At 47.8% G+C, this 20,178-nt stretch carries 19 protein-coding genes; 4 read left to right on the top strand and 15 right to left on the bottom strand.

The features are described from left to right. Nucleotides 1–239: 239 nt before the first annotated feature. The 3 genes from ASL14_RS14310 to ASL14_RS14300 form a co-directional block, all read right to left on the bottom strand. The gene (locus tag ASL14_RS14310; RefSeq protein ID WP_134912082.1) at nt 240–575 is read right to left on the bottom strand and encodes a hypothetical protein; all 336 of its coding nucleotides are present in this window, start codon (nt 573–575) and stop codon (nt 240–242) included. A 15-nt stretch (nt 576–590) separates the two neighbouring features. Then, nucleotides 591–1,304 carry a pirin family protein gene (locus ASL14_RS14305; RefSeq protein WP_134912081.1) on the bottom strand — a complete coding sequence of 238 codons (714 nt, stop codon included), beginning with the start codon at nt 1,302–1,304 and terminating at the stop codon, nt 591–593. Between the two features lie 70 nt (nt 1,305–1,374). Then, nucleotides 1,375–2,232 (bottom strand): LysR family transcriptional regulator, encoded by an 858-nt coding sequence (locus ASL14_RS14300; RefSeq protein WP_134912080.1) that lies wholly within the window; start codon nt 2,230–2,232, stop codon nt 1,375–1,377. Between the two features lie 179 nt (nt 2,233–2,411). Between ASL14_RS14300 and ASL14_RS14295 the strand changes: the two genes are divergently transcribed. Beyond that, nucleotides 2,412–3,392: a DMT family transporter gene (locus ASL14_RS14295; protein ID WP_189338160.1), complete on the top strand. Its 981-nt coding sequence runs from the start codon at nt 2,412–2,414 to the stop codon at nt 3,390–3,392. 95 nt (nt 3,393–3,487) lie between these two features. Here ASL14_RS14295 and ASL14_RS14290 read toward each other — a convergent pair whose 3' ends face one another. The 6 genes from ASL14_RS14290 to ASL14_RS14265 form a co-directional block, all read right to left on the bottom strand. Then, nucleotides 3,488–5,479 carry a methyl-accepting chemotaxis protein gene (locus ASL14_RS14290; RefSeq protein ID WP_134912078.1) on the bottom strand — a complete coding sequence of 664 codons (1,992 nt, stop codon included), beginning with the start codon at nt 5,477–5,479 and terminating at the stop codon, nt 3,488–3,490. Between the two features lie 157 nt (nt 5,480–5,636). Next, nucleotides 5,637–6,044: a DoxX family protein gene (locus ASL14_RS14285; protein ID WP_134912077.1), complete on the bottom strand. Its 408-nt coding sequence runs from the start codon at nt 6,042–6,044 to the stop codon at nt 5,637–5,639. Nucleotides 6,045–6,164: 120 nt separating this feature from the next. Next, on the bottom strand, nt 6,165–7,025 hold the full coding sequence (locus ASL14_RS14280) for a M56 family metallopeptidase (protein WP_134912076.1): 861 nt from the start codon (nt 7,023–7,025) through the stop codon (nt 6,165–6,167). A gap of 3 nt (nt 7,026–7,028) precedes the next feature. Continuing rightward, nucleotides 7,029–7,442, bottom strand: coding sequence for a BlaI/MecI/CopY family transcriptional regulator (locus tag ASL14_RS14275; RefSeq protein ID WP_014278583.1), 414 nt, complete (start codon nt 7,440–7,442; stop codon nt 7,029–7,031). Between the two features lie 145 nt (nt 7,443–7,587). Then, a complete protein-coding gene (locus ASL14_RS14270; RefSeq protein WP_134912075.1) occupies nt 7,588–8,427 on the bottom strand; it encodes a winged helix-turn-helix transcriptional regulator in 840 nt (279 codons plus the stop codon). Continuing rightward, nucleotides 8,403–8,798 (bottom strand): Fur family transcriptional regulator, encoded by a 396-nt coding sequence (locus tag ASL14_RS14265; protein WP_134912074.1) that lies wholly within the window; start codon nt 8,796–8,798, stop codon nt 8,403–8,405. The genes ASL14_RS14270 and ASL14_RS14265 overlap by 25 nt, the downstream gene beginning before the upstream one ends. A gap of 185 nt (nt 8,799–8,983) precedes the next feature. Between ASL14_RS14265 and ASL14_RS14260 the strand changes: the two genes are divergently transcribed. Beyond that, on the top strand, nt 8,984–9,292 hold the full coding sequence (locus ASL14_RS14260; protein WP_134912073.1) for a YczF family membrane protein: 309 nt from the start codon (nt 8,984–8,986) through the stop codon (nt 9,290–9,292). A gap of 49 nt (nt 9,293–9,341) precedes the next feature. On the opposite strand, the gene ASL14_RS14255 is transcribed toward ASL14_RS14260, so the two are convergent. From ASL14_RS14255 to ASL14_RS14245, 3 genes are read right to left on the bottom strand one after another with little or no spacing between them, the layout of a single operon-like run. Continuing rightward, nucleotides 9,342–10,454, bottom strand: coding sequence for a GerAB/ArcD/ProY family transporter (locus ASL14_RS14255; protein WP_134912072.1), 1,113 nt, complete (start codon nt 10,452–10,454; stop codon nt 9,342–9,344). Nucleotides 10,455–10,478: 24 nt separating this feature from the next. Continuing rightward, nucleotides 10,479–11,717: a Ger(x)C family spore germination protein gene (locus ASL14_RS14250; protein WP_223263994.1), complete on the bottom strand. Its 1,239-nt coding sequence runs from the start codon at nt 11,715–11,717 to the stop codon at nt 10,479–10,481. Further along, entirely contained in the window at nt 11,695–13,326 is a 1,632-nt protein-coding gene (locus tag ASL14_RS14245; RefSeq protein ID WP_134912071.1) for a spore germination protein, read from the bottom strand. Before ASL14_RS14245 ends, ASL14_RS14250 begins: the two co-directional genes overlap by 23 nt. Before the next feature lie 227 nt (nt 13,327–13,553). On the opposite strand from ASL14_RS14245, the gene ASL14_RS14240 reads away from it, so the two are divergent. Beyond that, complete coding sequence (locus ASL14_RS14240; RefSeq protein ID WP_134912070.1) at nt 13,554–14,645, top strand: diguanylate cyclase; 1,092 nt, start codon at nt 13,554–13,556, stop codon at nt 14,643–14,645. Nucleotides 14,646–14,720: 75 nt separating this feature from the next. On the opposite strand, the gene ASL14_RS14235 is transcribed toward ASL14_RS14240, so the two are convergent. The 3 genes from ASL14_RS14235 to ASL14_RS14225 form a co-directional block, all read right to left on the bottom strand. Continuing rightward, a complete protein-coding gene (locus tag ASL14_RS14235) occupies nt 14,721–15,215 on the bottom strand; it encodes an Rrf2 family transcriptional regulator (protein WP_134912069.1) in 495 nt (164 codons plus the stop codon). Nucleotides 15,216–15,281: 66 nt separating this feature from the next. Beyond that, complete coding sequence (locus ASL14_RS14230) at nt 15,282–18,263, bottom strand: glycoside hydrolase family 3 C-terminal domain-containing protein (RefSeq protein WP_134912068.1); 2,982 nt, start codon at nt 18,261–18,263, stop codon at nt 15,282–15,284. Between the two features lie 145 nt (nt 18,264–18,408). Next, nucleotides 18,409–19,419: a LacI family DNA-binding transcriptional regulator gene (locus tag ASL14_RS14225; protein WP_134912067.1), complete on the bottom strand. Its 1,011-nt coding sequence runs from the start codon at nt 19,417–19,419 to the stop codon at nt 18,409–18,411. Between the two features lie 288 nt (nt 19,420–19,707). Here ASL14_RS14225 and ASL14_RS14220 point away from each other — a divergent pair, with 288 nt between their 5' ends. After that, nucleotides 19,708–20,178: an AbrB/MazE/SpoVT family DNA-binding domain-containing protein gene (locus ASL14_RS14220; RefSeq protein WP_134912066.1), complete on the top strand. Its 471-nt coding sequence runs from the start codon at nt 19,708–19,710 to the stop codon at nt 20,176–20,178.

Raw genomic sequence — 20,178 nt, 5'->3', positions numbered from 1 at the left:
ATGTGGGGTAGTGCGACGTTACGGTATGGAAAGATTCATACCCCAATGGTATCAATCTCTCACATTTCCGTAATAAACGATGCCGATAAGAGTTGAATCAAGCGTTGACTTTTATCGCCAACACCCTTTCCAAGCCTTTATCGACAAATTCGAGGTGCGAAGGACCCGGGTTTTTTATGTGAGCTTCACATTCGCACCTTACTTGGACAGCCACTTCAAAAATTCAATATAAAATGGTGTTAATCTCCCCAATACTCCTCGGGATGATATTCAATCTTAGAATCAGCTTCGAGTGTAAGCTCGCCTGTCTGATCATTATATTTCACGTTTTCCGGGTTAACGTAATACCAATGCTTCACAACTGCTCCGTTCTCCGGCGTTACAAAACGGAATACATTCAGTTCCCCGCTATAACGCACAATCACCTCCGCCGCCTCACGCGGCAGCTCTTGAAGCGTGAAGCGAAACACGCCGTCCACCGATTCCAGATGGCAATCGAATACCTGCTTGCGGCTGTCAGCAAAGCTGCGACCCGTGACGGCATGCTTGATCAGCCATGTTTCCTGCTGCGCCATTGCGCGCACCTCCTTTTAGGGCAAATCTATCAGCATGTAAAAGACAGGCTCCTGTGCCTCCAGTGACAGCTTCGGCTCCTGCTCAATGCGGGCCGAATCGCGCCCGTTCAGCATATGTTCACCGTTCACACGCAGTGAGCCTTCGATAACAAACAAGAACACGCGTCGCCCCTCGGACTGTGTGAATTCCACACGCTCTCCGGTCTGAAGCTTGCTTAAATAAATCGTCAAATCCTGATTAATCGCAGCTATTTCGCCATCTGTGCCTGGAACACGCTTCCCGGCAACGACAGGCAAAAGCTGACCGTGCAATCGCTCAGGGTTGAACGCAGTAGCTTCATACGACGGTTCCAGTCCTCTCGTAAGCGGGCTAAACCACAATTGCAGCAGACTGACATCCTCTGTTTGCGAAGCGTTGTGCTCCGTATGGACGATGCCGCGGCCCGCCGACATTCGCTGAATGCCTCCAAAACGGGTCACCGCCACATGTCCACGGTTGTCCTCATGGCGCAGCTCTCCATAGAGTACGATGGAGACAATCTCCATGTCACTGTGCGGATGCGCCCCAAAGCCCCGTCCCGGTGCAATCACGTCGTCATTACAGACACGCATGGGGCCAAACTCTGTATTGTTCTCATCCTGATATTCCGCGAATGAAAAGCTGTGACTGCCCCGCAGCCATCCCTTATCGAAGCTGAATCGGGAAGCAGCCGGATATATTTTGAACATAATAGCCCTCCTTCAGGAAGTAAAAATGAGATCAATTCATTCTCATTGTACCCGAGCCCAGGAGTTAAAGCTATGCCCCCGTCTGGGCGATAATTTCATCCATAAAAGACTGCAAGGTACTGGTCACATAGGCTTCCTTACGACGGATAAATACCGTTGTCACTTCGTTGTACGGCTCAGGCATTGCATGACAATGCACCAGACCCTGAGCAGCCAGCCCGCTGATGGAGGATTCAGGAAAAACCGTCATTCCGATGCCAGCCGCCACACTGCCGATAATCGTCTCGAATGTTCCAAACTCCATAATCTGCTTGGGAATAATGCCCTCCATCTTGAGCCAGGTTTCCAGCCGCCCACGGTAGCCGCAGCCTTTTTTATATAAAAGGAGCGGACGGGTCGTTACATCCTCAACGGAAAAGTCATCTCCTTGGGAAACAAGGACCAGCTTTTCCTGAAACACATCCAACTGTTCAATGAGGGGATGCTTCACCGGTCCGGTCACAAAGGCACCATCCAGCCTCATCTCCGCAACCTCCTGTACCAGGTGCTCCGTAACCCCTGCCTTGAGGGACAGCTCGACATCCGGGTGCTTGCTATAGTAAGCATGTAAAATCGCCGGGAGAGCGATCACCGTCTCCACGATCCCTATCTCCAACACCCCCGAAGGCGCTGAGGTACTCTGAAACGCATGTTTCATTTCCTCGAATTGCGACAAAATGCTTTTCGTATATTGCAACAGACGCTTGCCCTCTGCGTTGAGGATCATGCCCCGCTTATGTCTATAAAATAAAGGCGTTTGCAGCTCCTTTTCCAGTAGCTTGATTCTGGCCGTTACATTGGACTGGACATAGCTAAGCTCGGCTGCCGCCTTGCTGACACTGCCATGAGCAGCCACCGTCTGGAAAATGTTTAAGTCGTTCAGATCCACTACTGCTCCCCCTTATCGTGAAGGACAAGGCCATCAAAATTGACGGGCCTTGTCACTTATTATCATTTTAAATGATGTTAACGTTTATTTTCAATCATTTTACCAACAGCTCCCTGTCCATTATGATGTGTCCATAAGATATGTCCGCTGAGGCCGGCAAGGAGGAGCTTTTTTTCACCATGAATAGACAAATCATGACCGGATCTTTATTGTGCCTGATCGCTAGTATGTCCTGGGGGGCCATGTTTCCGGTTTCGCACATTGCATTGCAACAAGTCAATCCACTGTACTTTTCATTTTTACGTTATTTCTCGGTTACGCTCATATTAATTGTCCTGCTGTGGCTCAAGGAGGGACGGGCTGCATTTCGCTTTGAGGGCAAGGGCAAGACGTTGCTGTTCTTCGGTACGATGGGATTTACCATCTACAACATGGCCGTTTTTCAGGGACAGCACGCGATGGGTGCAGCAGGTACCATTGTAGCTTCTATTATGGAAGTGCTGATGCCGATGATTTCGATTGCGATGATATGGGTCATGACCCGTAAAATGCCGCCAAAATACACACTGATCAGTATGATGATCGCACTGGCTGGAGCTATACTCGTGATTACGAACGGAAAATGGGCCTTTTTCACACTCGCCGGACAGCATTTGCTGCCGTTGCTGCTCATTTTCGCAGGGGTGATTGGATGGGTCGTGTATTCCATGGGAGGCAGCCATTTTGCAGGGTGGTCCACTCTTCGATACTCTACCTTAACCTGCCTGCTCGGAACTCTGGTTTCCTTTGTAGTCGTCGCAACCGCCTCCGCCTTCAACTGGGTTGCGGTACCAGACTGGCAGCATGTATGGTCGGTCAAATATGAAATGAGCTTTATGATCCTGCTTCCAGGACTTGCAGCCTTACTGAGCTGGAATGCCGGAATCCGAATGCTGTCACCACTGAACGGAATTTTGTTTATTAACTTTGTACCAATTACCACACTGGTGCTTATGTATTTCCAAGGCTATACCATCAGTCATTTTGAGCTGTACGGGACATTGCTGGTCATTTTCGCGTTGCTGCTCAACAATATGGTTCAGAGAAGTTCTCTACGCACTTCCGATAGTCCGCGCCGCATGCGTTTTCGGCTGGATCGTCGCAAGTCATTCCAAAGATAGTCTTTAAATCTACGACAAAGAAGTTGTGGCAAAATGCATGCAAAAAAAGCGCCCGGACATGAGATAAACTCATGTATCTGGGCGCTTTTATCGTTTTATTGATCTTTTCCTTCCACTTGGAAACGTCCGACCAGTTCGCGCAGTTCCTCTGCCATTTGGCTCAGGTCCGCTGAGGAAGAAGCAATTTCCTCAATAGAGGCGAGCTGCTGCTCAGCGGCGGCTGAAATCGACTCCGTGTTGCCCGCTGCCTCGTTCGAAATCTGGGAAATGTCGCTCATAATTCCAACGACACCTACTGCTCCCCGAGCCATCTCCTGTGTCACTCCGGTAATATCTTTGATATGCTCCATCGCTCGTTCCACGGCATGGCTAATTTCTGCAAAGGATTGCTCCGACGTGCTTACCGAATCAATTCCTTCCGTAACCCGTGTCCGTGCTTGATGCATAGCTGCCAAAGCATGGTTCATATCCACCTGCATCGCATCAATACGCTGCGAAATCAAGGTAGCCGATTTGGCCGATTCCTCGGCCAGCTTACGTACCTCTGTCGCAACCACAGCAAACCCTTTACCATGATCCCCGGCGCGTGCCGCCTCAATGGACGCGTTCAGTGCCAGCAGATTCGTCTGTTTAGCAATTCCGGATATAACGCTGATAATATTCACAATTTCACCGGAGCGCTCGCTAAGAGAATCCATCGCCTGTCCCAGATCATTAACCGTCTCGTCGATGTCATGCATCTTCTGTACAGCTTGCGTAGCTGCCTTGCTGCCCTCTTGAGCTGACTCGGCATTTCGCTTCACATTCTCAGATACGCCCATCATACGCTCAGATACATTCTCAGCCTGCCGGGCAAGCTCCTCCATACGCCCGGAGCCATATTTTACACTCTGGACCTGGTGTTCGCTGCCTACGGCTACATCCTGAATAGCAATGGTGACATGCTCGATGGCTTTGGTCGTCTGATCTGCACCCGCAGCCAGCTCCTCTGCCGAGGAACTTACCCGATCTGTTGTTTCGTGTACGCTTCGAATCATCGTGCGCAAGCTGTCTACCATCGTTTGAAAGTGGGAAGACAACTGACCAACCTCATCAGTTTTTCCTGTTTCCAAATCGCCTGTCAAATCGCCTTCACTGATCTGCTCTGCCGATTTTTGCAGTCTGCGGATCGGCACCAGGACGGAACGGGTAATCAGGAAAATCGCAATAAGTGCAAGCACCAACGAGGCTGCCAGCACGAAAATGGTTACGTAACGCATGGCAGCGGTGGCAGCGCTAATCTCGGATTGATAGAAGGTTCCTGCAATTTTCCAGCCGGTTTCCTTATTCGTTGCATAGTTCAGATACTTCTCTTGACCTTCATATACATATGTATACTGCCCGCTCGGCGCAGCGTACATATCATTAATAAAGCTTGCATCAAGAGATGTACCCGGCTTAGCCGTAGGGTGGACCACAAATTTTTTCGTATGATCCAAAATAATGATATATCCCTCTTGCCCCACTTTGATGGAAGCCAGTTTACGTACACTTTCCAGATTCAGAGAGATCCCGATAACACCAGACTGATCGGGGAGCGTTTGAGATACCACGACAACAGGAATACCCGAAGAATTGATGATGACAGGGGTGATCATCACCTTACCGGGCTGCTTCATCGCTTCGATGTACCATGGTCGTTTGCGGGGATCAAATGTACCTTCGTTCTCCTTGGGTACGCCGCGGATCATCAAGCCCTCTGTTGTACCGACAAAAATATCGGTCGCATCCTCGTGCAGACCTATGTATTGAATCAGCTTGGGCTGAATCAACGGGCTGTTTCGACCATCAATCATGGAGCTGTCGAGTCCCTTAGCTAAATAACCCACATCTTTGATTTTACTGGCAAGTGCATAATCAATAACCGAATTAGCCGTCGCTACTCCCTGATTTGCACTGCTGTAGAGCTGCTTCTCCATAGCATTAAACGATGAATTATAAGTCGCGATAGATATACTTAAGCTCGGGACCAACAAAACAAGTAAAAATCCTAAAATCAGCTTGTTCCTGAGTGTCCAAATGGTTTTTCTCTTTTGCATTTTTTCCATGTGTTTTTCCCCTTTACTTGAAAAGCTATGTTTTTGAAATTACACTCGATGGAAGTTATATCGGTTAAATAAAGCAAATGATTTACATCCAATTTTCGTAAATGAGCAAAACAAAAAAACCGCGCCCTGAGACTAAGGACGCGGTTTATATGATCATTTAGACCTGTACGTTACTGCTTTCAGGCTTTTTACGGCCAAACAACTGATCCACCGCCAGAAAACGTCCAGCAACAAGTGCTTGCTGAAGACTGGCGAACAGAACCAGCAGATCAAATTCAATTGAGCCAAAGGGCTGTCCTTTTTTAGCAGTCAGCAATACACCGATCATAACGATGGTCAATGCTGCTCCGGCAAGTCGTGTTCCAATACCCAGTACCAGTGCAATACCGCCAACTAGCTCAACTGTAGCGACCACAGGAGCCAACCAACCAGGAAGTCCGATACTTTGGAAGAAGCCGGAGGTTCCGTCCAGTCCCTGAAATTTTTGTAATCCATGAACACTGAAAATGACTCCTGTAAAGATTCGTACCAACAGTAATCCAATATTCGTAAGTGTTTGATTCATATGCTCATCTCCTTTTAGGTTGTGTACAGATTAGGTAATAAACACTACAATGTGTAGTGTATTACATATCAATAATCGGTAGCGCGTAAAGCGCCACCCATTAGGATATAACTTGCCAAACTACATTAACGCCAGTCCAAACATAAGCGTCAGCATCACCAGTACATAACCGGAAAACATAATCGAACGCCAGGGCAGTTGGATTACCAGCTCTTGCTGAGGGTCCAAAATACGTGAGATCCGATAATTAATGGACGTTTCTGCAAAAGAGGAACAAGCGGCGGAATTCACCAGATGGGCATTCGCGGGCGTCATTCTCAGCAGTTTGAGCAATGCACTTCCAATTCCCATTGGTGAACCTGTGCGTTTAATTGCTTCATTGTCAGCCAAAATTTCGCGGGCTGTCTTGTAAAGCTTGGTAATATGACGCAGCACAGGCAAATAAAACAGCAATGTAGCACACATTTGCAGCAGCCAGGTCTTCAACGGATCATAATGCTTCATATGATACGCCTCATGGTATACAACTGCCTCCTCCTCATGCTTGTCCAGTACTGACAGCAATGCGGAGGACAGCACAATACGTGGCTTCCACAAGCCCATGGTGAATGCGGCAGGCTTGGCGTAATTAATGACCCAAATCCGGTCAGCTCCAAGGTCGCGATATCGTGTACCCAGAGCCTCCGTAAGCACCGAATCACGCATCTGGTGCAGTCTGCGGAAAGCCGCCCTTGTGGCCATACACTGTCGTATCGCTTCTACCCCGGCAATCCCAAAGGTGAGAAAGACGAGTCCACTGAGCGCATCCACCATGTAGCCAATTCCGTAGTTCTGCAACAGACTTCTACAAATCTGAAACACGTTAAAATCCAATTTCCAGCCGAAAATATGCTGCCCGGCGTACATACCCATCTGTATAAGGGCGAAACCCGAAATAAAGGCGCCTGCTGTAAACAGTAATTTAGAACGTGTTTTCCACATCGTCTATATATCCTTTTTCCATTGTTTAATTTTTTGTTCCAGACGTTCGATCAGCATAGGATCGGCCACCTCCAGAGCATCAATCATATGATTTACAGCGAGTGGGCCGAATTCATCCACCAGTTCGTGGCTTAACTCCTTGGACTGTTCATCCCTGAATTCTTCCCTGCTCAAAACCGGTCGATACAAAGACGTTCTCCCACGTATACTCTTGCTCAGTATTCCCTTTTCCACCAGACGGTTCATCACGGTCATCACCGTATTGAAATTAAAGTCCCGATCCCCCTCCAACGCGGTCTGCACTTCTTTGATGCTCCGATCCGAAGTGGACCATAAAATATCCATAATTTTGGCTTCCAGAGGTCCAAAAAAACGGTTGAGTCCGGTTTCGCCAGTTTTAAAATTCAGTCGTTTCATAAGAAGCACCTCGCACTACCGATTGTAGTGTATATATCCTGATAAAGTCAACCGTCACACCTAATGTCAGTTTCTTCAAAGGGATTTATATACATCCGCCGAATGTCTCCATCCGGCGGCAATTCATAGCCTGATCAGCTTCCGTTCAATCCGCCAATCTGTAGCCTACACCTCTTACCGTTGCTATATATTCAGGCTCCGCAGGCCGGTCGCCCAGCTTCTTGCGCAAGCTTTTGACATGCACATCCACGACATTGCTGCCGCCTACAAAATCCGTCTCCCAGATATCGTGCATCATCTGCTCACGAGAAATGACTTTGCCTTGAGCATCCATCAGCTTCAACAGCAAGTCGTATTCCGTTTTGGTCAGATTCAATTGACTCTCTTCTTTATATACTAACATTTTATCACGGTCAATCCAGATGTCCTTGAACACCGTACGACGGCTGCCTTGCACAGCCTGCCGGGAAGCTGCCGGATGACGTACAATCATCCGTTCAATATCATGCACCATATGATTGGAAGCCAGCGGCCATACCAGAACTTCTTCCGAAGGAAGCAGCTCATGCGCACGTACAGCCATCCGATCCTGAATCACATACATGACGGGTGTGTCATTCATCTGTTCCGCCTCAAGACGATTACGGATATCCAGTAATTCACTCCGTGTATCCGTAGCGGTCAAATCGTAAATCAACAGATCGCTTCCCAGATGACGTTGTACTTCAGGCTCCCAGCGGTGGAAAACCATCACGTCAAAGCATGCATCTGACAACGTACGCACCAAGCCGTGAACCACACCTGGAACCGAGCTGATCAGAACGATGCGACGCGTCGTCGGACAGTACAACGGCTCATTGGAAGGAACCGCCTGGAACGCAGGGACAGAGGGAACTGACATCATGGAGGTCCAGATGCCCTTCACCCGTCTCGGCATATCTGCCGCTTTGAGCTGATTCGTTACCTGATTCGCTTGCTTTGGCATTCCTGACACACTCCTCCGAATACGACATGGGCATGGGCAATAGTGTACCCCGTTTCATGCGCAACCGTCTCAATCCAATCATGTGGAACCTCGCTCATCACTTCATCTACCTGTCCACACACCTGACAGATAATATGCTGGTGGTCGTCCATCCGCCCATCATAACGGCTGGCGGCCTCCCCCAGCTTTAATTCGCGGATTAATTCCTTATCCGTCAAATAACGCAGTGAATTATAGACCGTTCCATAGGCAAGATTATATCCCCGCTCCATCAACCGGTTCATAACGTCAGCCGCAGTGGGATGATCGTGGGCCTCACGGACCACATCGTACACTGCTTGGCGCTGCGAAGTTAAATTCAAAGTTCTCATACCGCATCTCCCTTAACGAACGCAGATTATATTTATTCTCAACTTATAATCATAACAAAAATTAATTTAGAATAAGTATAAATCCTAATTCATTTCAAGTCAATGGAATCGGATAAATTGAGCCACTTTGCAACACAATGTATACAAGATATACGTTCAACTCATACACACGAGGGGGATATTTGATGAAAATACTCTGGATATTCACACTCTTTATGGTACTCATTCTCGGAACCAATCTGCTGGTAAATTGGCTATTCGGTATTCATAATCCCTGGGAGCCTATGTTATTGGCTTTTCGCACCACGCGACCATCCGAATATATCGTCTTGGCAGGAATGCTACTGCTGCTCTTGGTTACCGTAGGTAAAAAGCAAATTGGATACACATTTCGCTTTCTTTTCTCTCGATGGTCACGATTTCTGAGTGTTCCCGCCTCCACCTCTGCTTCCATTACAAAAGAGCAACAAGGCAAAAGAGGTAACAACAAATAACGGGGCAAGTAAATGATACTGACGTGTCGTTCAACATTAAGATAGTGTCTTATGAAGCATTCCCTTTTCCTTTACTGCTACCTTTTTTTCGGAATCCTGACACGATAAGCAGCAAAAGAGGAAATATCACTGAAAATGTCGGAAACATCCACTTAAGCACAAACTGACCTATGGCAATATGCTCTTGATAGCTTTGGGCCATTAGCAAGGAGGAGGTAAGCATAATCAGTCCAAATGGCAACAACAATCTGTCGGGAGGAACACGCAGTACATCGCTTCCTGCTTTAACCGCCGCATAAAAGAAAATAAAAATTTTAAAAAAGTCTACAATGATAACGGTCATAACGCCAATCACATCCAGCCTGTCGATAAAATCCGTTATTTCCACCTTGCCGATCATCGTGAGCAGCGGGTATGTTGCTCGCTGGAACAAATCTTCTCCTAGAACCAGCACATTTATCAACGCAATCAAGGAAAAGGCTATGCCTCCCAGCAGCACAGAAGTAATACCCACAACATTGGCACGATAATCTTTTTTTAACGAAGGAAGAATCATCGTAAACGTAACCATCTCGCCGAACGGGAGCATAATGCCTTCGGTATAAACCGCCTTCCATATTTCCCCCCAGCCATGCTGAGCTATGGGCATCATATTCTTCCAGTCTATAGAGCCGGATAACGAGAGCAAGATAGTTGTAGTCAAGCCCAGCAATAGTAGAAAGGACAACAGCCAAATCGCTGTCCGTCCAGCGGCCTCAATTCCCAAATACATTACGTACATCACTACCCCTATGATCAGGGCGCTTATTACAGCCAACGGTGTACGAAAAAGAGTGGTATCAGAAATCAGAATACCGGCATCTCTCAAATCACGCGTCCCGCCGTACAGAAAGAACAAAATATACAGGAAAGCAAGTACACTTCCTACTTTTCTACCCGTAATCACCTTGATGTACTGGGTCAGCAGCATGCCAGGGAAACGCCGATGAAGAGTGCCGTAGCAAAAGAAAAGGAGAGCGCCGAAGCCCGTAGACAATAAGATAGCTAGCCATGCATCCTTACCCGCATCCCTCCCAGGGATAGAAATCACCGTGGTTCCTAATTCAAACAGTAACATTAAGGAGATCATCTCCATTGCATCTATCACTTGCTCCTTCTTCACAGTGTCCTCACCTTCCTTAATTCACTAATCCGTATCGCTCCTCGAATGGCGTTCTATCAGCGTCTGCGATTGCTTTATTACCGAAGTTACATGAACACGAACAGCACTCTCTGCAAAATGTCGGCTCCACTGAGAAGAAAGCTTCTCCCATTGTGTAGGGTGACTCATTTCCAGTTCATGCCCAAATCCGAGAACATCGCTGTGCATACGCTGAACGTCCCTGATAACCGAATCCATAATCTTCCTGGTTTCCCTCGACCATTGATATTGCAAATATTTCATCACCTGTGGATTTTTCATGTCAATTGCACTCTCGACCTCGTCTATGGAACCCGTCTGTTCTAGATCAACTATAAATACAGGCTTACCTCGTTCCATCAGACTGTGTATTCGCGTCCGCGAAAATACAGTGGTGATACCGATAACTCCACTTTCCTTACCGTAATCCAGCACCATTTCGGATCCTGTTATCTTGTTATTCACCATGGACAAACCAACGGCTTTATCATCGTCCAACCAATAGATGAGACGATCCTTTCGAAACACTCCCATCCCCTTAATGTGAACCATAGCTTCTGGAATAGTGGTCTCCAATTTAGACTTGCGGGCTTGTTCCAAATCACCATCTACTTCTACACCGGTAATGACAGGCCCTCCGCCCTTATTGGACATGCCGCGAATAACATCATCCAGATTCACTGAGTAATGACCTGCGTACATACGTTGGGATCTTTCTAATTTTCCTGAGATGTCTCTAGCCGGAATGCGGCCCATCGCGGTCATGGATGCCAATACATCCTTTCCAGTTTTACCGCGGGCCACCATCATTTTCATCGTTGATCGGGTTTCTACATACCTCTCCATGAAATCAAGGGTATGCCCGATTCCATGGCGGGCCAGCTTCTCTCCAAGAACAACAAGCCTCACATGGGAGAGGGAAATATCCCGCGGGATCTTCTGCGACGCCCTGCGGATTGCTTGATATATGCTTCTTCCCTTCTGCTGGTATAACACGACAGGGCTATCTCCCCTTCCTTTATTTCCTAAGATTTCACTCGCCACGATAACCTGTAGAGAAACTTCATAACCGGATTCTCCATCCATATCAATGCCTATAGCCGCTACTATCGCTCTCTGATTTAGCTCCACTGAATCCCAGCAACCGGATATAAATGGAATCCATAACAGTCCTACCAAACTCAGAACCCGCATTCTCCACTTGAAGGTTGCTGTGCTTCGTTCATTCCCCTTCCCCTGATGCACCCTGAGCGCCCCCCTCCTGCGGTGTAGTTTCATTGGAAGGGGAACTCGCACTTCCATCCTTCATTTGTTTCTGATTCGTAGATGTAATACTTTTAGGACGTTCCTGCATCATCCAGAATGGGAGCCGCAATACAGCATCCTTTTGGTTCTCCAGTATAAAGGGACTGAAGGGAGCCATATAGGGCACACCGAAGGAGCGCAGGCTGTTCATGTGAGCAATCAGCGCAATCAGCCCCAATGTTATACCGAACAAGCCCATAAACGCAGCCAGCAACATAAAGGCAAACCGGAACAGTCTTCCGGCAGTCGCCATGTTATATGCCGGAATGGCGTAGCTGGCAATCCCCGTCAGCGCTACTACAATTGTGAGCAGCGGGGTGACGAGTCCAGCCTCCACAGCCGCTTGTCCCAATACAAGCGCACCGATAACGGATACGGTCTGCCCGCCCACACGCGGCATTCGAATACCAGCTTCACGCAAGATCTCAAAGGTGACCTCCAAAATAAACGCTTCTATAAATGCCGGAAAAGGAACAAATTCCCGCTGCGCCATTATGCTGATGAGCAGTGGGGTCGGTATCATTTCATAATGATACGTCGTTAAGGCAATGTAGAGAGACGGTCCCAGGATCAGAATAATAAAGCTGATATACCGGATGAGCCGCACGACGATCACCATGCTGAAACGTTCCGAATAATCTGCAGAGCTCTGAAAAAATTGAGCAAATACCGTAGGCATAACTAGCACAAACGGGGTTCCATCCACAATGAGCGCTACTCGCCCCTCCATAATGTTGCTGCTAATCGTATCGGGTCTTTCCGAGTTATAAATGGTCGGTAAAGGGGTTAGATAATGATCTTGTATCATCTCTTCTACCATGCCGGATTCAAATATCGCATCAATATTGATAGATTTTACCCGTCTGCGAACCTCATCTATGACACTTTGATCTGCAATAGTCTTCATATACAGCATGGCGACATTCGTGAGGGACGTATTTCCCACTTTGAACATCTCTATCGCAAGATCGGAGCTTTTAATCCGTCGGCGTATAAGAGAGATGTTTGTAAACAGTGATTCTACAAATCCTTCTTTCGGTCCGCTGACGACAGTATGTGTAGTGGGCTCAGCGACCGCCCGCGCCTCTCCTCCACGTGTACCGCATGCAATGGCTTTTTCACAGCCTTCCAGTAAAATAATCGTATATCCCGTCAATATTTGCTCCATCATGGAGTTCCAATCATCACATTCCTTCACTTCACCCAGTTCGAGCGCATGACTCTGTATCCGACTGAAAAGCTCTTCTGCACTTTTTGCCTCGGCAGCCACCTCGGCAGATGGATGGCTAAGCAATGATTTCATGACGAGTTCATTCACCATATCCGTCTTGACCATACTACTCAGAAATACAATGGCCGCAGGGACGTCTGCCTTCAACCTCAGACTAAAGCGGCGAATCAGGAAGTCCGGGCTGTTGGACGTCAATTCCTTAAATTGCTGCAAGTTGGTTTCCAAATGAGCTTCGATCTTTAAATAACGCGAAGAATTTTTATTATTTTTGTCCGCATCCGACTTTTTGTTATGTTTGCGATAGGGATAGCGAATCATGAACAAACCTCATTTCCAGAGTGGTAGTAATATATTCCACCTATTTTTTCCTGATTATTTCATATTTGGAGTATGCTCAATCTATTCCCATTTATGCATTAAACGCAGGAACGAAACGCTATAATCCACGCTAACGTATTAAATTTCAATAAAGTTCTTCATTTTCAAGCTTAGTGACATTTTTTTTGATAAAATGAAGTAATATGCCTCTCGGGAGGGTCAGCATCTTGTTTAGTACGTTTTTTGTAAATACCTGTATTCTTGTCACCTTTCTGTACATAACCGGTCTCATATCGCAAAGATATAAAATACGTCTCCAAAATTTAAAACGCAAGGCTCATTGGATCGGTGGCGCTCTATTTGGTGGCTACGGCATTATCTTGATGTACTATTCGTTCCCAGTGGGTTTTAATACAATTGCCGATCTTCGTCATCTGGCCATCGTAGCTACGGCAGCTTACATTGGCGGACCGGCAACACTCATGGCTACCCTATTTATATGCTTAGGCAGATTAATGCTGTTTGGTATCACCACTCAAGCCATTGTGGGGGCTTTTTTTATGATGCTCGTGGGCCTGGGTTGCGCTCTGCTGTCACATCTGTCCTGGTCACGTTTAACGAAGATGATGATGATGAACGTTTTCGCTTTGGGCATTATTTTCTGCTCTCTCACAATTAATTTGAATGATATTAATGATGTTCTGGACGTTTATCCACTCCATTTTATTGTTTCTATGGCAGGCGGATTTCTTCTGTATCTCATTGCTGAGTCCATCAATACCTCCAATGAGCTGTTACTTCGTCTGGAGCATACCTCCTATACAGATCATCTCACCAATTTAAGCAACAGAAGACAGCTCGAATTTTCATTGGAAGAGCAGCTTCCTCAAGCTCGTCAACGTCATGAGCATCTATCTGTACTTGTATTGGATATTGATCATTTTAAGGAAGTGAACGATACCTACGGTCATGCGGCCGGGGATGCGGTGCTGCGTCAGCTAGGTCAGATTTTGATAGACAAATGTCGCTCCTCTGATGTGGTAACCCGCAGCGGCGGGGAGGAATTCACCGTACTTCTGCCGAATTGTGCTTTCCGGCAAGCGTTACGCATAGCGAATCAGATCCTTGGTGGGGTAGATCAGTACGAGTTCGTTTTATCGGACGGGCTTGTTCTTAAAGTCACGGTGTCTATCGGTGTAACGACCTTTCCCGATACCGGGGGGGATATGTCCGGGGCTGCTTTGCTGGAACAGGCGGATAAAGCACTATACGAAGCTAAAAATGCAGGGCGTAATCGGGTCTGCTCCTATCAGGTATAACCCTACAGAAATAGCCGATACAACCCTCTCTCGGAAGAGTCGTATCGGCTATTATCCGTTTTGAAAAAAAATGTGTTAATCCCCTTTGGAAGAAGCCTTGGCATCCTTGCCTTCACGATGACAACCGCCCACCACCAGCGTGGTACGCTTGGCAAGCGAAGCCAGGGTATGGGATTCCCATACTTCCAGCATCCGGCGTTCGCTCTCGGCTACAATTTCCGATATGGCTGTCGCCAAATCCTCGCAAAAAGGGCTGCTCTGCGGCTCATGCATCATGCCGGGAAAAATCGGATCGCATATTTCAATGGCGTGGTATATATCGGCGAGTGTAATATGATCTGCCGAGCGGGTAAGCACATAGCCCCCCTCGCGGCCTTCGCGTGCCGCAATTAAATCTGCCTGTACAAGTCGCGTCAGCACCCTGCGCACCAAGGTTACTTCGCAGTCAATGGAGCGGGCAATGGAACCGCTGGCACACAGTTCTCCATGCTTTTCCAAATAGACAAGCGCCTTGACCGCGATTCCAAGCCATTTGGGCGTTGCGGTGCGTAGTCTTTTCTCACTATTCAAATGAAATGACACCCCTAAGCTGTAGAAACTTCGTTGAATGCATTGTACGTGAAGTCAGAAGCAAGTTCAAGCCTGAAGGCCGGAATCCGCTGTAATCGAAGCGCGTAAAGTAAAGTGACTCAGTCGTACTTCACCACTCAACCACAAGTACAAATCACGTGTACCTGAAGCTGTGCCCAGTGCTTCGGAAAGCGTAACCCATGCTTGTGCCCCTCCCGTATCACCGACGTTCATACGTGCTACAGCTTCGCCATCCGGTGCATCCAAGCGAAGCTCCAGCGCCGCATCACTGCGATTGCCTGACACGCGGCACTGAAGTCGGGTCACACCCGCCGTTCCCAACTCGACGCCGTGAAAGGCAATCCAGCCGGGACGCTGAGGTGAGCGCGGACGAACACAGGCCTCCTTATGCTCCTTGCTTTCATCCAGCAGAATACCAGAGCAATCATCAAAGTTTTCAGCGCGGATGCTTTGTCCGACTTGGCGAGGTGGAATAGCTTCGCCTCGAACGTGAACCCGGTGTTCCAGCCGGATATCCGCTGAAGAAGCGCCTGCCAGCAATGTATATTCGCCTGATTCAACACAATAGCGATCCCGTGTGACATCCCAAATTGCCCATTCCTTTACCCGCACCGTAAATGTAATCGTTCGCGTCTCGCCCGGCTCCAGACGAATACGCTGGAATCCGCAAAGCGTCTTCAACGGTCGCTTGACCCGTGAGGCCCCGGACCGCACATATAATTGTACAACCTCTTCCCCGGCGGTTATGCCCTGATTGGTCACATCCACCCACACTTTCAGAGTATCCGAGGCATCAAGTGTAGCAAGAGAGTTGACGCTACCTTCAGTGACAGAGCTATCGTTCGTATCGGGCGCTTGGGCATCTGTACGCACATGGCTGTACTCAAATGGAGAATACGTCAAACCGTGGCCGAATGCGTACAAGGGTTCACCTTCAAAATATTGGTAGGTACGTCCGCCGCGAATAATATCATAATCCTTGATATCACCTAATTGATCCTCCGCTTGATACCATGTCATATTCAAACGGCCCGCTGGCGCATAATCCCCAAACAACACATCTGCAATTGCTGTGCCATGCTCCTGCCCGGCATGAGACGTGTATACGATAGCAGGAATATGCTCCTGCACCCAAGGGATGGCAAACGGATAGCTGCCCGTCAGAACCACAATGGTATTTGGGTTTACCCGATACACTTCCTCAATGAGCCGCTGTTGGGATGCTGCCAGTTCAAGACCCGGACGGTCATTCTCTTCCTTGCCGTTAATCAGCGGGTGATTGCCGACGAATACGATTGCCGTATCTGCCGCTTGGGCGGCGGCTATCGCTTCCGCTACACCATCTGACACTGTATCTACCCGGAAAGCTGTATCTACTTCCGGGGCTATCGAAGCCATCGTCCCGTTGCCCGTTACTGCGTTAGGCGCGGAACTCGCAGCCTCGGCTACCTTCAATGTGCCCTCTGGCCCTGTGATCACAGGCTTGCCGTTCCAGGTCGTCCACAGACTACCTCCGTTTTCAACAGGAGTCACCCCGAAGACTTCTTTGACATACCAGCCATACGCTTCCTTAGCCGTCACACGAAGCGTCTCCTCATCGCTCGTCACATAGGTGCCCAAACGCTCGTCGGTCAACGTGACGCTGCCGTAGCCCCAATCGCTCACGGTCAAAATCGTCGGCTCGGCATCAAGGGACAGCCGCATATCACCGGAAGAATTGACCATAAGCTTCGCTCCGTCAGTCGCCGCCGCGAAGGTCACTCGATCCTTGGCATCGCGGTATACGACGCGCTCCTGCCCGCCTTCGCTTTCCAGCTTGGCGCGAATCGCTTCCAACGGTGTCACCCGATATGGAAGAGTACCGGAATACCAGTCGCGGTATACCTCATTGCCGAGTGCCCCGATTACCGCCACCGTGCCGCACCCCATAGGGTCCAGCGGCAGGAGCTTGTGCTCATTTTTCAGTAATACGATCTGCTCCCTCGCTGCACGCAAGGACAGTTCACGGGCTTGCTCTGTCATCAGGGCCTCTTCCCCGATCAAGGCATAGGGATTGTCTGTCGCCGGATCAAATTCCCCCAGACGAAAGCGAACACGAAATGTATGGAACAACGCCTGATCCAGATCCGTTTCTTGCAGCGTTCCTTGCGCCAAAGCATCACGAATGGCCTGCTTGGACAAATCCGCATCATCCGTAATGCTGTCGATCCCCGCGCGAATAGATTCAGCCACACCCGGCGTGTGGGAGTCATAATACTGATGATCCTTTACGATCCCCATCACATCACCGGCATCACTGACCACAAAGCCGTCCATTCCCCATTCGTCCCTGACAATATCGTTAACACCGTGATACAGCGTAGCAGGTGTCCCATTAATTAGGTTATAAGAGGTCATCATGGACTGGGCTTTGCCTTCTGTAAAAGGCTTTTCGAAGGCTTTCAGATAGTATTCACGCAGGTTTCGCGGGTCTATGCTGGAGGAATCACTTCCCCGGTCCACCTCGTTATTGTTACCGAGGAAATGCTTTAATGTCGCAACCGCTTTCAAATATACCGGATGATCGCCCTGTATCCCTTTGACCAATTCCTTTGCCAGCTCTCCCGTCAAATACGGGTCTTCTCCATACGCTTCCTCATTACGCCCCCAGCGCGGATCACGCTCCATATCTACGGTTGGTGCCCACAACGTCAGTCCATTTAGCGCCGGGTCACGGCGGTAGTAGACACGCGCTTCATCCGAAATGACCGAGCCGACTTGTCGCATCAGCTCCGTATCCCACGTGCAAGCCAACCCCACAGGTTGCGGAAAAGAAGTCGCCTCTCCCAACCAGGCTATACCATGTGCTGCTTCCGTACCATGCTTGTAGGCGGCGACCCCCAATCGTTCAATGGCAGGCTGATATTGCAGCATGGATTCAATCTTTTCCTCCAAGGTTAGCCGGGATACCAAATCCCGTACACGTTCGTCCAGATGAATCTTCGGATTTTGAAAAAGATATTCTAAATCCGTTGTTTCATGACTCATATCCGTCATCTCCTTATCCCAATCAAAATATGATGAAAAGGTGTATGAAAGCGTTTTAATATATCATAACGAAAAAGGAGGACCCCAGCAACAACGCCGAAGCACTCCTTCTATCACTCATGTCATTACTTGATCTTGATCTCCATTAAGTTGTCTGTCTTTCCACCAAACTAACCGGCAACAATTGCTGCTGCTCACCACTTGGCGTCTTCCCTTCAATCATCTCCAGCAAAATGCCGCAGGCCTTATCTGCCAAAGCAGCCTTATCCTGATTGATGGTCGTCAAAGGAGGATTGCAGTACTTGGAAATCGTGTCATTGTCAAAGCCCACAATTTTAACCTCGTCGGGAACTTGTATCCCGTTTTCCTGCAAAGCAAGCAAGGCACCCAGTCCCAGCCAGTCATTGGTAGCAAAAATACCGTCAAACTTCATCTTGTTTTCAATCAACTGCTGCACCTTTTGTTTAGCTGCATCCAGGTTGTTATGATCGCTATGAATAGCAACATATTGCTCTTTACCTAGCATGAGATTGTGCTTTAACATCGCATCACTAAACCCGTTTAAACGTTCATTCACGGATGAAAGGTTTTGCTGTTTAGTGAGTACCAAAATGCGACGACACCCTTTTTGAATGAGCTCTTCGGTTGCCATAAACCCGCCAGCATAATGATCAGATGCTATAAAAGCAACATTAGAGTCAATCTTTGGACGGCGGTCAATACATACAATAGGTATCTTCCGTTTTAATACATCTGTCAGCACTTCCTCCTGACCAGATATACAAACCAGACCATCGACCATTTTACTGTCCAATATTTTCAAATATTCTTTTTCTTTTTCGGCGCTCTTGGCTGTGTTGCAAATAATCGTCGAATAGCCCAGATCGAAAAAAAATCTTTCAATTTCCTGTACGATCACCGAAAAGAATTCGTTGTTAATGTCGGGCACCAGCACACCGATTGTCTGTGATTTGTTCATACGCAAGCTTTTCGCAATACTGTTTGTCTCGTATTGATACTTACTTATAATGTCCATCACTCTTTGACGGGTTTCATCCGAATAACGCCCGTTCTCATTGATGACCCTGGAAACGGTTGCTACAGAAACTCCACTTAATTGTGCAATTTCCTTCATTGAGATTTTGTTGCTTTTCATAGTCATCTTCCTTACAAGTTGAGATCATTTCAAAGAATCCTAAAACCCTGAAAAATGTTCAACTGTAGGCGGTAAAGCACTTACCGGATTAGGGAGAGGCCACGATACTTCGCAGCCTCTTACTCCAACAGTCGATATTTATATTATAAACCATCTTCTGCCCCCGGCAATACGTGTGAAGGTATATGATAAATGCATAAAAAAAATTGTATATTTTCTTCAATAAACAAAGCAAAAAATAATATTTTTTGGTATAATCAGGATATACAATCGAAGGAGGAAAGGTTTATGAAAAATACCGGAATGACACGGCCTCTGGATCAATTGGGGCGAATCGTGCTTCCCAAGGAAATGCGCACCACGATGGATATCAATATTGGTGATTCGCTCGAATTTTTCGTGAATGAAGAAGGATTTGTATTAAGGAAATATACAGGTGTATCCTGCAAATTTTGCGGCGCAGTTGATCATTTGACTTATTTTCGTGATAGCTTTATTTGCGCCGATTGCATTCAGGTATTAAAGACAGAGGAAAATGTACATCCCACTAGCACCGAAGCCATCCAGGCTCAAGAACATACCAAGCCGGTTCGTAACCATACAACCTGGCAGCCTAAACAAGCCAGAGTCCAGCAAGGAGAAATGGTAAAAAAGCTCCGAAAGCTGATTCAGGAACATCCCAACCTGCCGCAAAAGGTATATGCCGAAATGCTCGATATCTCACAAGGCCGGGTGTCCCAACTGAAAAAGCTGCTTTAA

This window comes from Paenibacillus sp. IHB B 3084, from assembly GCF_001447315.1.
Lineage (GTDB): Bacteria > Bacillota > Bacilli > Paenibacillales > Paenibacillaceae > Paenibacillus.
This window is presented reverse-complemented; position numbering and strand designations above follow the sequence as displayed.

Excerpts from the sequence above, each read along its gene's own strand:
- ASL14_RS14310 (WP_134912082.1), bottom strand. The coding sequence starts at position 575 with ATGGCGCAGCAGGAAACATGGCTGATCAAGCATGCCGTCACGGGTCGC.
- ASL14_RS14305 (WP_134912081.1), bottom strand. The coding sequence starts at position 1,304 with ATGTTCAAAATATATCCGGCTGCTTCCCGATTCAGCTTCGATAAGGGA.
- ASL14_RS14295 (WP_189338160.1), top strand. The coding sequence starts at position 2,412 with ATGAATAGACAAATCATGACCGGATCTTTATTGTGCCTGATCGCTAGT.
- ASL14_RS14290 (WP_134912078.1), bottom strand. The coding sequence starts at position 5,479 with ATGGAAAAAATGCAAAAGAGAAAAACCATTTGGACACTCAGGAACAAG.
- ASL14_RS14285 (WP_134912077.1), bottom strand. The coding sequence starts at position 6,044 with ATGAATCAAACACTTACGAATATTGGATTACTGTTGGTACGAATCTTT.
- ASL14_RS14280 (WP_134912076.1), bottom strand. The coding sequence starts at position 7,025 with ATGTGGAAAACACGTTCTAAATTACTGTTTACAGCAGGCGCCTTTATT.
- ASL14_RS14275 (WP_014278583.1), bottom strand. The coding sequence starts at position 7,442 with ATGAAACGACTGAATTTTAAAACTGGCGAAACCGGACTCAACCGTTTT.
- ASL14_RS14270 (WP_134912075.1), bottom strand. The coding sequence starts at position 8,427 with ATGCCAAAGCAAGCGAATCAGGTAACGAATCAGCTCAAAGCGGCAGAT.
- ASL14_RS14265 (WP_134912074.1), bottom strand. The coding sequence starts at position 8,798 with ATGAGAACTTTGAATTTAACTTCGCAGCGCCAAGCAGTGTACGATGTG.
- ASL14_RS14260 (WP_134912073.1), top strand. The coding sequence starts at position 8,984 with ATGAAAATACTCTGGATATTCACACTCTTTATGGTACTCATTCTCGGA.
- ASL14_RS14245 (WP_134912071.1), bottom strand. The coding sequence starts at position 13,326 with ATGATTCGCTATCCCTATCGCAAACATAACAAAAAGTCGGATGCGGAC.
- ASL14_RS14230 (WP_134912068.1), bottom strand. The coding sequence starts at position 18,263 with ATGAGTCATGAAACAACGGATTTAGAATATCTTTTTCAAAATCCGAAG.
- ASL14_RS14225 (WP_134912067.1), bottom strand. The coding sequence starts at position 19,419 with ATGAAAAGCAACAAAATCTCAATGAAGGAAATTGCACAATTAAGTGGA.
- ASL14_RS14220 (WP_134912066.1), top strand. The coding sequence starts at position 19,708 with ATGAAAAATACCGGAATGACACGGCCTCTGGATCAATTGGGGCGAATC.